Here is a 12,561-nt window from a genome sequence, read left to right on the forward strand (position 1 = left end):
ATTTGAATCAAGCAGCAGTCATAAAAAAAGTGCGTCAGCCCTTTACAGACTGACGCACCCTATTAATAGATTCTATTGTTGAAATACGGATTAAATTTCCGCTTCGACTTCTGGTAACGGTTCGGTAATCGAATGCAGAGGCTGACGTTTTTTATTACGTTTTTTAGCCACCTGTCGTTTGAGCGTATGCGCGGCTCGTTTGATGGCATGCGTGATCGCCGTGGAAATCCGCTCCTGGGTATCTTGGACAATCACGGGCGCACCGGATTGCGTATGCACGACGATTCGACAACGTTTACTGATTCCGCCGCGCGGGCCGTTGATATCGGTTAGATAAATGCTGACAGTACGAATCCAGTTATCAATCCGATCGATTGCCTGGTCCCACTGAGTTTCGACAAATTCTTTCGTTTGAGCACTGCAGTCGGTCTGCAACGCAACACATTCGAAGTCATAGTTTCGCATCTAACTCTCCTCTGTGAAAAATAAAGTCACTCGGATACTAGAGCATGTCGTAATTCACCATAACGTCTCTCGATAGATTTTTTCGGTCCGAAGGGACAGGGAGACGTGACAGTAATACCGGACACAGTCTAAGTCCATTTTATCTAACGCTGATTGGCAGACAATAAGATAATTAGAAATAACACCCGCTGGGAATATTCTTATAATTTTCTGTTCACTTCCCCTATAAACCGGTTTACTGATCAGTCGAAATCAGCGGTCGCTGCTGTTTCTGCTGCTCAGAGCAGACTCTGACCATCAGATCAAACTCTGCTGATTCGTGTTCCTGAAATGCACGATAGAAGTCTCTAAACAGATCAACTTGTCTGGTATAGGCCTCTTCATCCATGTGCGGATAGAGCATCTCCTCGGCTTGCTCTGCGATGGAACAGATTTGCAGATACAGTTCCTCGTGCTGAGCATGCAGCCGCTGTGCTTCGGCTGAGAGCAGCGGATCGGAACTCACCGGTTTTTCGAAATATCCAAACGCATTTTCCAGCGCAAAATGCATGGCAATCTGATCGCGCAGATCGCTGATGAGCCTACTGAACCATTCCGGCCGGAACACATCGGGACTATTCACCAGCCAGCAGGCACGAAGATGATCCAGCAGTCCATACAGCCGGAGATTGTCATCCTTGATCTCCTGCAAAAAGGCAGCATTGATTGTCAGTTTCGGGTTGACGCTGATCATGATCTTGTTTCTTCCCTTTGCTTGAAGTGGGCTTCGAACAGCCTCTGTTCTTTACCAACCTGAATCCAGATGTGAACGGGACAGGTCGTTCTGCTGTCCCGCGCCGCAAATATTTGTCGCACGATGCTTAACAATCTTTGTAAAGCGTAATAGGAGGCTGTGCTGCCACGCACACACAATCGCCCTCCCTCCATGTCCAGCTTCAGCTCATGGAACAGCATTCTGTAGTTCGTTGATACAATTCGAGAAATGAAATACTTGAAAAAATCTGGATGCTGGTTCAGAGTGATCTTCGACATGAGAACATTGCCCCTCTATGAGCTGAAATCGATTCCTGATGTGCTGCCCTCTACTGTCAACCGGGGTTGACGGTCTTCGCACAGGGCAGGCAATTCACGTTGACACCCTGCTTGAAGGCAATCTGATGTTTCTGTCGTCGTTCTGCTGAAAAAAACAGTAATCGCTGCCGACAGGACCAACAGGCTCCTGCAAACAGAGCTCCCTGATCTCACCGTAATCAGACTCCATGACTGGATTCGCAAACCCTGTGCCGAACTGGCTTATCAACCACAGCGACAGTTCTGATCGTCCGTGCGGACAGCAGACGCTGCAGCACGCAACACCGTTTCAGAAACAGGAAGGCGGCCAAACCGCAGGCGAGTGGCACACCGATTGCATCATGATCCCTCGACCTCGATTCGCTGCAGCTTCCTGCGAATTGACTGAGGAGTAAGATGCTGCAGGACTCGGGGGGACAGGCGGTACGCATTTCAGCGGGGATACCAGAATCAATCGCTTTAGAAAGGACCCCAGCAATGTCACACAAACCTCACTTCTCGTTCAGGCCAGATCAGCACCGTGAACCAGTCATCAACCTCATGACCAGCCGGGAAATTCTGCTGGGACAATTCATTCTCATGCTGGTGACGCTCATCGCGATTTTATTGCGATATCTGAACTGAAACACGTTCCGAGCAGTCTGCAGTCCGGAAAATTGATCTGACTGCAGACTGACTTACTTTTTTCCTGTTGAATTCTATCAGTTACGATGTGGAACAGCGTATAATCAAAATTATGAAAACGACTCTTCCCACCGATGATGTGTTCAACAACGACTGCTTTCGTGCAATTGCCAATTGTACGTATGACTGGGAAAGCTGGCATACCAGTGCTGGCCGCCTGTTATGGGTGAATGCTGCGGTAGAACGGATGACCGGCTACTCTCCGCAAGAATGCCTGACGATGAGCGATTACCCTCTGCCGATCGTAGCGCCGGAAGATCGGGATAAGATTGCTGCAGTTCTGAAACAGGCACAGGCGGATGAAATTGGAAACGATGTGGAGTTTCGCGCCATCCACCGTGAAGGGCATGAACTCTGGATGGCCGTTTCCTGGCAGCCGATGATTCACGAGAATGGAAAGCATCTGGGCTTTCGAACCAGTATTCGCGATATTACCGAACGCAATCAACTGCGCGAGCAGTTGCGACTGCACGCAGCGCATCTGGAACAGCTGGTGCAGGAACGGACCGCACAGATTACGCAGCTGGAAAAGAACCGTCGCAAAATGGAAAAGCTGGCAGCACTCGGACAACTGGCAGCTGGCGTCGCGCATGAAGTCAATAATCCCCTGGCAGGAATTCGCAACGCATTCGCCCTGTTCAAAGCAGACGTACCAGCGGAGCACGAACACTTCGAACTGCTGGAACTGATCGATCGGGAGATTGAAAGAATCAGTTCGATTACGCATCTGATGTATCAGCTGTATCGTCCGAGTGCCCAACGCTCCACATCTTTCATGATCGGCAACATCGTGGAAGATGTCATTCGCCTGCTGGAACCAGCGGCGCGCAAGGCACAGGTTGAGGTGGAACGGGAAGCCGCTGCAACCGACATCCAGGTCACATTACCTGAAGGAGAAGTCAAACAGATCCTGCTGAATCTGATTCAAAATGCGATCCAGGCCTCAGCGCCCGGCGATACCGTTTCCATCCACGTCAGTAGCTTGAACGAAACAGTCAGAGTTGAGGTAGCAGATCAGGGTTCGGGGATCACAGAAGAGAATCTGCCCCGCATTTTTGACCCGTTTTTCAGCACCAAACCCAGTATGCCTCGCCAGGGAATGGGGTTGGGGCTCTCTGTTTCGCGCAGTCTGATCGAAGCGTTGGGCGGGAGTATTGATGTCGTAAGTGCTCCCGGATCGGGGGCCCGCTTTACAGCCAGTTTTCCCATATCGACCCAGCAATCCTGAGGCACTTTCAACAATAGCAGAACGATCATGACGAACACTCCCGCACACCGTATTTTAATCGCCGATGATGAACCGCTTTACTTGAGAACCACGGGCGAACTCCTGCGCAAATCAGGTTACGAATGCGTCTGCGTTCCCAATGCGCAACAGGCACTCGAAGCGCTGCAGACCCAGCCATTCGATCTGATTCTCTCGGATCTGAACATGCCCGGAAATTTCAAGCTCGAATTGCTTCGAGCAGGGCGACGCAACTGGTCTCACATCCCCCTGATTGTGGTAACCGGCGTCCCTTCCATCCCCTCTGCCATTGAGAGTATCCGCCTGGGCATTACCGACTACCTGCTGAAGCCTGTCAAATTTGAAGATTTACTCAGCAGTGTCCGCCGCGCGATCGCCAGCACTGAGAAGGCTGCACACACACCTGCGACTGAGGTTCCGGAACAACGTGAACTGTCAGATCGATACCCCGAGATCATCGGCCGCAGTGCTCCTGTCATGGAATTGCTGGAAATCATCGATCGCCTGGCAGAAAGTGATGCCAACGTCCTGATCACGGGGGAAAGCGGAACAGGGAAAGAAGTGGTGGCCCGCGCCATTCACCTGCACAGTCATCGGCAGAAACACAACTTCCAGGTGATCGACTGCACGGCGATTCCCGAATCTCTGTTCGAGTCGGTCCTGTACGGCCATGTCAAAGGATCGTTCACCGGCGCGGTGAAAGATCAGGCTGGCTTGCTCAGTCTCTGTCATCAGGGAACCGCTTTTTTTGACGAGCTGGGAGAATTACCGCTGACCTCTCAGGCCAAACTCCTGCGTGCCATTCAGGAATCAAAGTTTACCCCCGTCGGAAACAACACACAGATCGAAGTCGATACCCGCTTCATCAGCGCCACCAATCGTGATCTGGAAATGGAAGTTAAAGAGAGACGATTTCGCGAAGACCTGTTTTATCGACTGGGAGTGATTCATGTTGAACTCCCCCCCCTACGTGATCGTGGAACTGACATCCTGCTGCTGGCAGAACACTTTCTCCCCGAACTCAAGCCGGCAAAGTCACCGGTAAGTGGTTTCTCTGCTGAGACGCTGGAATGCTTTCAACAGTACGGCTGGCCTGGAAACATCCGCGAGTTGCGAAATGTCATTGAACGTGCAGCCACTTTGTCGCGTTCCGATTGCATTGAACTCACCGATCTGCCAGAACAACTCAGGCGGAATGTAACTGACGGGGAATCCGCGTCCATCGATTTACAACATGCCTCGCGAAATGAAGCAGTCGAAACGGCCGAGCACTCTTACCTCGCTTCACTCTTGGAAAAACATGCCGGCAATATTTCACAGGCAGCCCAGCAGGCCGGCCTCTCCCGCCAGGGAATGCACAAGCTGTTAAAAAAACATGGGCTGTCTGCCGCCGACTATCGCAACTGACACCCTCTGTTTCCAGTGACTGTCAACGGCAGTTCACACATACGGTTCAGTACGCCGATATTGTCACAGCCTTTCTTAAAAGAGGCAGTCTTTTTTATTACTCTCAATAGCATATTCCCGTATCGCTGAAATATTCTGGAGACTTTTTCACGACTGGTCTGTTTTTTGCAATTAAAGACTTCTGTTGATCCGGACTGTTCCCAATCACCCGAAGCACTTCAATTCGACGATCCACGACATGAGAGGAAACCAGCGATGAATCAGCAGAAGATATTCATCACCAAAACCGATTACCAGCGGCTGCATAATCTGCTACGCAGCGATTTCACGCAGGCAATCGGCAATAAACCTTATTTGAGCGGACTTCATGCCGAACTTGCTGTGGCGCAAATTGTAGAATCAGACGAGATTCCCCCAGATGTGGTCACCATGAACTCAACCGTGCGACTGCGTGATCTGGAGACTGACGAACTGGAAACTTATACGCTCGTGTATCCGCAGGATGCGAATATTAAAGTAGGAAAACTCTCGATTCTCACGCCCATCGGCACCGCGATCCTCGGTTACCGCATCGGCGATCAGTTACGCAGTCGGGCTTTAGCTGGCGGCGGTAAAATTCGAGTTGAAGAAATTTTATTCCAGCCGGAACGGGCGGGACTGACAATTTAGACGGTGTCCCGTTTGACTGTCGCGTCTCCTGTGGTATTTGCTTCACTGAGGCATCGGGGAGACCAGGCGTTCGACTATTGCGGTCGTTCCATTTCGAATCGATCTGTCGTGCGACAGTACCAGCTGGGCCGGGCCATTCTGCCAATCAGCCGCAGTTCTTCCGACCGGATGCGCATGGTATCCGCTTCCCAGTACTGATCCTGAATATGCACCCGCTTGACCAGCCCGATCACCAGCCGGTTATCGCCGATCTGCAGCGTCCCCCATTCCGCACACTCCAGACTCGCCGGTGCAGCCGCGAGTCGGGGAGGTTTGACAGTCGAAGACGGCAACACTTCCATCCCTGCCGCTTCGACTTCACTCACGCCAAAAGGCAGACTGGCTGCCGTCTGATTCATCTGCTCTGCCAGCGATTCATCCACCAGGTTAACCACGAACTCATGCAGCTTACGCACATTGATCGCGGTATCTTTCGGCGTACCATCTTCGCGATTCCCCGGACAGAACCCGACGATCGGCGGATGCGCGCCCAGCACATTGAAAAAACTGAAAGGCGCCGCATTCACGACGCCCGCCTCATCCAGTGATGTCACCCACGCGATCGGACGAGGAGTCACCAGTGACGATAATACGGCGTAAGCACGATCCAGATCCGCACCTTCAAAATCAAGTTCCATGGGTAGCCAAATCTAGAAAAAATGAGGGGATGATATCAGATACAGCAATTCTATTCTCTCACATCACTTTCAACACACAACCGGTTTGAATGCTATCTTACATTTCGTCTCTGCAATTAAGTCCGTGTTCGTCCATCAAGCGACGCAGATCATGCCATTCATCCTGAAACGATCCGTGAGATCTTCCAGCCATACTGGTTAGAAAACCAGTGCGCTCAATATTCCAGTAATACTCTAATAGTTCGGGAGAGTAGTTTTGGAGGATGGCAGGCAGATTGTGAATGTGATCTGCTTCCGTTTCACACTCCTCAGCATGTCCTTCACTGCCTGATTTCCTTATTCGCAACAGGGCCACACTGAGAATACGCAACAAGACATCAGCAATTTCATCGGGACACAGCATACATTTCTCTTGTGAATAAAAACAAAAAACTGCATCTTCCACGCTGCCATCAGATGTGGCAGCGGGAAGGAGATCCACTGCAGGTTAGTCGTTTTCTGCCAGGTTCTTTTTGAAGAAGGCCACTGTCCGCTCCCATGCTTTTTTCGCGGCGGCATCGTCGTAGCGGGGAGTCGTGTCATTGTGAAAGCCGTGATTGGCCCCTTCATACACGAAAGCCTCGAATGTTTTACCATTCTTTTTGAGCGCCGCTTCAAACGGCCCGGCTCCGGCCATGATGCGTTTGTCGAGCGAAGCGTTCTGAATCATCAGCGGTGCCTTGATCTTCGACACATCTTCCAGGTCAGGTTGCCGACCATAGAAGGGAACTCCTGCGTCGACCACATCGGGAAGTTTAGCGGCAAGTTCATACACCACACCGCCCCCATAACAGAAACCGACAGCGCCGACTTTACCGGTCGACTTCGGATTGGTATCCAGGAACTTGGCCGCGGCGATAAAGTCTTCGGTCATCTTAGCTTTATCGCGTTTGGCCTGCATCGCACGACCGTCATCGTCATTGCCCGGATAACCACCCAGCGGGGTCAATGCATCGGGGGCAAACGCCAGAAAGCCATCGACGGCCAGCCGCCGCGCGACGTCTGCGATATACGGATTCAAACCGCGATTCTCATGAATCACCAGCACGGCCGGAAACTTCTTCCCCTTCGCCGGCCAGGCGAGCAGGCCTTTCATTTCGCCCGCCCCTTCAGGCGACTTATAGGTGACCGTCTCGGTCTTGATGCGTGGATCATCAGGTTTGACCTGCTCTGCCCAGGCATAGTTGGGGCTCAGGCTGGCCATCAGAGCTTCCGCCGTCATCCCCCCCACAGCAAACATCCCGAGCTTTTTAATATAATCACGGCGGTTGAGTCGTCCATGAGCATAGTCGTCATACAAATCCAGAACTTCCTGATCAAACTCTGATGTTTCTTTACGTTCCATAAGTATTCTCTTTCCTGTTGCGATTGAATTTAGCTGGCCTCACTCTCTGATTTGGGGAATCGACCAGAGCCGCTATCGATTCAAATTTCCCCAGAGGCGGTCCGGTTTATTATAAAGTTCGAACCAGTGGGGTGAAACGATTTTTCAGAGAAAGCTCTGCCACATTTCCACCAGTGACAACAGTGTTCCCGAAAATGTGGATCGATCAGGATCAGATCGAGACAACATGATCTGCTCAGCCTGAGGGGAAGTGGACACTCTGGTTGTCGAGATTCATATTATTCAGAACCTCAGTTGTGCTTAGTAGTTTACATGAAGCACACTTCGAATTCTTCATAGAGAGTTTTGTTATCAATCCAGGAGTGCAATCGTCATGAATCTGCAGAAAGAACGCCAACGAAAGCATTCTGGCTGATCAGAAAGACGCAGTTGAAGCCCCAGGCTTATCCTTGATCACTCTTATTTCTCGACAGTTTCAGCGGGAACCAGCAATTCCCCGGGGGTCAGCGCCAGCACGGCCGGGATACCGACGAGCTGCACGTAATGGTCTTCAAAGCCCCCCTCTGTGGGACGGTCCAGCACCAGTCGCCACATTTCTCCCGCTGGATTCTGCTTGTGGAGTCCTGTGTACAATTTGGGCTTCACGATATTCTGTTCCGACCAGACCTGCTGGCCGGACGAATCATACAGTCTCGCACTGACCCGTTCTCCCACACCGCCACCAAACACACCCACCGACCACTTTTCAACTCCAGCAGGAACCCAGAAGTAGAAGTCACCAGTCGCCGCCATCAGTCGAATCGGTGCCCCTTCCGAAGTCAGGCAGAGACGATGCGTTGACTGATCGACCGTGACAAAGTTCGCTCCCGGATCACAGTTGATACGATACACGCCCGTTTCCGGAGCCTTGAATTCACAGGTCGCAGTCTCCTTAAAAGGAACCGCGGGCACGGGAATCACCTTACCGGAAGGAGCAATCACCGTCACAGGCAGCTTGACTCCCGTATAACGGACCAGTTGATGATAGGTCAATTGAACAGAGACCTTGTCTCCCTGCTTTGCATATAGCAGATATCGAGACAACGCACGTTGACGCACCATGCGTCGCGGCGTTGTCTTGATTGTAGCGTTCGAATCCAGAGGCTGAAGCTGGCTGATATCAATCTGATAAGGCGTGATATTGCCCGCTTCGCTGGGCGGCATCCACTGATTAATCAACGCGGCATTCAACCGGTAGTTATCTTTCTGATCCCCCTGTTGAACCTGCAATGTTCCCGTCACATTGGCCACGGAACCAATATACGAAGCATCATAGAACGACATCACCGGATGTCCGGCAGCAGATTTGACTACACATTGATCAAAAGTCACGCCACCAATCTTACCGACGACTCCGGCGCGCGCGGTAAACTGGATGACCGGCAGTGCGGCATCATCATTCTCCGGGCCGATGATCGTACATTTTTTAAGAGTGATCGGACAGACATCTGCCGGCTTGTCGAGAAACTGAACGGGGCTCTGATCGGTACTTTCAAAAGTACAGTTCTCAAAATCGATCGATCCCGTCACGCTGCCCGGTGTGTTATTTCTGGTCGTACAGGAGAGGGCCCTCCCCTTGCCTGTACTGCGACAGTTCTCAAACCGAATGGAGACCGGTTTTGAATCCCGGGTTAAATTCGGCAGATACAGTAGATAACCGGGACCCTGATTATTTTCCGAAACACAATTTCGCAGCACACAGTTAACCAGGCATTCATCAGCGTGGTTGGGTTCAAAATCAACCCCCGCCATCGGCGCCGTGCCGGCCGTTTCTTTAAACACGGTGTTTTCGATCAGCAAATCCGCGGCACTGATAATGCTGATTCCCTGGCGATAATTGCGTTCAAAAACCACATCCCTGATCGTTATCTTCCGGTTGGTCACACCCCGTTTAGACACGCCCAGATACACTCCATCGCCGCCGGTTTCGCGAATCACCAGCCCGGAAACAGTGACATTACTGCAACTCCGGATGCTGATGCCGTTCCGCCACTCCGCTTTGGTATAGGGAGCCGCATCGTAATCGGCTCTCCGCATCTGCAGAATGGCTCCTGCACCCGTCAGTTTAATATTCTTCTTCAGTGACGCGTTAAACAACGAAGCGGTAGCAGCCTTGAATTCCCCTTTTTTCGCCTGAACTACAACACCTTCTTCAAACACAATTTCCTGATCACTGGCCAGTTGGATCGGCTTCACAATCCATGCTGCCTCCCTCTTCTCAATAATCACTTTTTTTGCACCGGAATGAATCGCCGCCTGTAACGCTGCTGTCGCATCTTCCCGATCGAAGCCCCACCAGGACGCATACGCTACATCGGTCTTTCCTGCCTTCAGGCTATCAATTGCCCGCTGATTGATGCCTGGGTTCCCGCCTGCTTCGACGGCAGTGATCATCAGGAAACAGAAGAATACAACCAGGACCCGGGAACACAATAAAGACATGAAATACCTTTCATAAGCAGCAGGAGTCTGCGTGACAATCATAGAGTTACTGAAGAATTTTCCGGTTCATCTGACTGCTCCGGCGGGGATTCACGGAAGATTTTCCTCAAAACAGGCCACAGAAATGGACGATGCAAGGAGAACAGACAGCGATCCGCTCCCCCCACTGAAACTACCAGTTATTCCAATAGTAACGACCTGAACAATTCCCGACAGCATTCAAAGGTCGTGCTGGACTTAAATTGGAAAGAATGTTAACATAAGCATCAACAGATATGAGACGCAACCTGTTTACATTGCACATGATACCATTGAGTCTATACCGGACTCCTGCTTCATAACAGAGGAACGAGATATGCAACGACGGCAATTTCTGGTGGCATCGGGAGTCGGCTTTGCCGGTATGACGTTCGGAAAACCGACCGCTGTTAAGTCTGCTCCTCAGAACAAAACGGCCCCCGGGCGCAAAACTGCCAAATCCACCATTCTGTTCTTTCTGTGTGGCGGTGCTTCGCATCTCGACATGTGGGATATGAAACCCCAGGCGCCTTCCAACTATCGGGGGATGTTTTCTCCCATTCAGACTTCCGCACCAGGAGTTCAACTCTGCGAGCATCTGCCGATGCTCTCCAAACAGGCACATCACCTGGCCGTGATCAATTCCGTTGGTGCAACCGTCAACACAAACGACCATCACGCCGGCTACTATTACAATCTGACCGGACACATTCCCGATCAGTCCTTTATCACACTCGGAAACAACCGCACTCCCATGCCGGACGACTGGCCTTACATGGGCTCGGTTGTAGCCTCGCGACGCCCCACACACAAGAGTCTGCCGAACGCGATTTCTCTACCCCACATGCCCAGCCGCGCCCCTTACACGCGACCCGGTCAATTCGCCGCCCGCATCGGTGTTGAACACGACCCCATGTACATTCAGGGAACCCGCGAAGAACCGCTCAAGCTCCGCGGCCCTGCCATGTCGCTCGAAGGCGATGTCACCGCAGATCGACTGACAGAACGCATGTCACTTCTAAAACAGCTTGACACCGCCCGCCGTAACTTCGATGGCTTTGCCGAAATTTCCACCATGAACCGGCATCAGGAACGCGCTTTGTCGCTGTTGCTTTCCTCTGATTCCACCTCCGCATTCGATCTGGAGCAGGAATCCCAGGCTACCATGGAGCGGTATGGAAAAACGATCAACGGCATGAGCCTGCTGGTTGCCCGACGACTGGTGGAAGCGGAAGTCCCCTTCATCACCGTCTTCTGGAAAGGGGACCTCAACAAACTCGGCAAAAAATGTAAGAGTGCCGGCAGCTGGGATACACACGGTAACAATTTCAATTGCCTCAAAGAAAATCTGCTCCCCGAATTCGACCGCGCCTATTCCGCTTTGATTGAAGATCTCAACGACCGTGGTCTGCTCGATGAAACACTGGTCATGGTCACCAGCGAAATGGGCCGTAAGCCCAAAATCGGCGACCCCCGTTCTGGCGGAATATCAGGCGCCGGACGCGATCACTGGACACACTGCCTGACAGACGTGCTCGCTGGCGGAGGAATCAAAGGCGGACAGACCTTCGGTGCCAGCGACCGCTACGGCGAATACCCGCTCAACAGCCCGGTCACCCCCGCTGACGTCACCCACACCGTCTACCACGCCATGGGCATCGACGACCTCATCGCTTACGACAAACTGGAACGCCCCTACCATCTGCTTGATGACTCAAAGCCTTTGACGTCGCTGTTCTAGAGCGCATCACATTGAACCATAGCGTCTCTCAATCTATGATACTCGGTCCAAATGGACCTGGAAACGCGACAGTAAAACTGGACACAGTCTGAACCGTATGAGATGCGACGTGAAGCCATGATTCCTTCCGACAACAGTTGGCAACCACCTCCCGTCGCAGACATTCAATCAACTCTTGGTGACTGCAACAGTTGGGTCCTGTGCGGCGGATGCTCCATTGACTGGCTGCTCGGAAAGACAACCCGAGAACATGCTGATACTGATATCGGCCTCTTTCGATCAGACCTCATAACCTGTTTGAACTCCATCGAACAATCACGTGTCTTTCTCTGTGATCCACCCGGTCAGCTCCTCGCCTGGAATGGTCTTGAGGTTCCTGCACACGTACACGATATCTGGATTACCAGCAAAGACAGAAATCACTGGGCTCTGCAATTAATGGTCTATGATGACAGCGCTGACACGGTCATCTATCGCCGCGACCCTCGCATCACCTGGCCCAAAAGCCGACATGCAATTTCGATACGCGGAATTAGAGTTCTAAATCCAGTCGTGACGCTCCTGTTTAAACTGCATCGACAGGAATTACAGGACAAAGATTGCCAGGATATTTCCACGCTGATTAATGCCGCGATTACATTTTCCAATGACGAATAACCCAGACGAAGGACCAGAGCGCATCACCTTTCACCATCGCGTCTCTCAGTCTGGGATACTC

The 12,561-nt window shown here is 51.8% G+C and carries 12 protein-coding genes; 6 read left to right on the forward strand and 6 right to left on the reverse strand.

Annotation, left to right across the window (positions count from 1 at the left end; genetic code table 11):
- Window positions 1–90: 90 nt before the first annotated feature.
- Both Pan161_RS07910 and Pan161_RS07915 read right to left on the reverse strand, forming a co-directional pair.
- On the reverse strand, window positions 91–465 hold the full coding sequence (locus tag Pan161_RS07910; RefSeq protein ID WP_145225676.1) for an HPF/RaiA family ribosome-associated protein: 375 nt from the start codon (window positions 463–465) through the stop codon (window positions 91–93).
- Between the two features lie 235 nt (window positions 466–700).
- Window positions 701–1,198, reverse strand: coding sequence for a hypothetical protein (locus Pan161_RS07915; protein ID WP_145225678.1), 498 nt, complete (start codon window positions 1,196–1,198; stop codon window positions 701–703).
- Window positions 1,199–2,013: 815 nt separating this feature from the next.
- Here Pan161_RS07915 and Pan161_RS30475 point away from each other — a divergent pair.
- The 4 genes from Pan161_RS30475 to rnk all read left to right on the forward strand — a co-directional run bounded on the left by Pan161_RS30475 (window position 2,014) and on the right by rnk (window position 5,542).
- Window positions 2,014–2,160, forward strand: a complete 147-nt coding sequence (locus Pan161_RS30475) for a hypothetical protein (protein ID WP_197995763.1) — start codon at window positions 2,014–2,016, stop codon at window positions 2,158–2,160.
- A 112-nt stretch (window positions 2,161–2,272) separates the two neighbouring features.
- Entirely contained in the window at window positions 2,273–3,448 is a 1,176-nt protein-coding gene (locus Pan161_RS07920) for a sensor histidine kinase (protein ID WP_145225680.1), read from the forward strand.
- Window positions 3,449–3,475: 27 nt separating this feature from the next.
- The gene (locus Pan161_RS07925) at window positions 3,476–4,873 is read left to right on the forward strand and encodes a sigma-54-dependent transcriptional regulator (RefSeq protein ID WP_145225682.1); all 1,398 of its coding nucleotides are present in this window, start codon (window positions 3,476–3,478) and stop codon (window positions 4,871–4,873) included.
- A 255-nt stretch (window positions 4,874–5,128) separates the two neighbouring features.
- Window positions 5,129–5,542 (forward strand): nucleoside diphosphate kinase regulator, encoded by a 414-nt coding sequence (gene rnk, locus Pan161_RS07930; protein WP_145225684.1) that lies wholly within the window; start codon window positions 5,129–5,131, stop codon window positions 5,540–5,542.
- Between the two features lie 74 nt (window positions 5,543–5,616).
- Here the strand turns inward: rnk and Pan161_RS07935 are convergent, their stop codons facing one another.
- The 4 genes from Pan161_RS07935 to Pan161_RS07950 all read right to left on the reverse strand — a co-directional run bounded on the left by Pan161_RS07935 (window position 5,617) and on the right by Pan161_RS07950 (window position 10,084).
- Window positions 5,617–6,219 carry a flavin reductase family protein gene (locus Pan161_RS07935; RefSeq protein ID WP_145225686.1) on the reverse strand — a complete coding sequence of 201 codons (603 nt, stop codon included), beginning with the start codon at window positions 6,217–6,219 and terminating at the stop codon, window positions 5,617–5,619.
- Between the two features lie 97 nt (window positions 6,220–6,316).
- The gene (locus tag Pan161_RS07940; RefSeq protein WP_145225688.1) at window positions 6,317–6,664 is read right to left on the reverse strand and encodes a hypothetical protein; all 348 of its coding nucleotides are present in this window, start codon (window positions 6,662–6,664) and stop codon (window positions 6,317–6,319) included.
- Between the two features lie 42 nt (window positions 6,665–6,706).
- On the reverse strand, window positions 6,707–7,603 hold the full coding sequence (locus Pan161_RS07945; protein ID WP_145225690.1) for a dienelactone hydrolase family protein: 897 nt from the start codon (window positions 7,601–7,603) through the stop codon (window positions 6,707–6,709).
- A gap of 459 nt (window positions 7,604–8,062) precedes the next feature.
- Entirely contained in the window at window positions 8,063–10,084 is a 2,022-nt protein-coding gene (locus Pan161_RS07950) for a right-handed parallel beta-helix repeat-containing protein (protein WP_197995764.1), read from the reverse strand.
- Between the two features lie 355 nt (window positions 10,085–10,439).
- Here Pan161_RS07950 and Pan161_RS07955 point away from each other — a divergent pair, with 355 nt between their 5' ends.
- The gene (locus Pan161_RS07955; RefSeq protein WP_145225694.1) at window positions 10,440–11,843 is read left to right on the forward strand and encodes a DUF1501 domain-containing protein; all 1,404 of its coding nucleotides are present in this window, start codon (window positions 10,440–10,442) and stop codon (window positions 11,841–11,843) included.
- Window positions 11,844–11,945: 102 nt separating this feature from the next.
- On the forward strand, window positions 11,946–12,500 hold the full coding sequence (locus tag Pan161_RS07960) for a nucleotidyltransferase domain-containing protein (protein ID WP_145225696.1): 555 nt from the start codon (window positions 11,946–11,948) through the stop codon (window positions 12,498–12,500).
- Window positions 12,501–12,561 lie beyond the last annotated feature (61 nt).

The organism is Gimesia algae, assembly GCF_007746795.1.
Lineage (GTDB): Bacteria > Planctomycetota > Planctomycetia > Planctomycetales > Planctomycetaceae > Gimesia > Gimesia algae.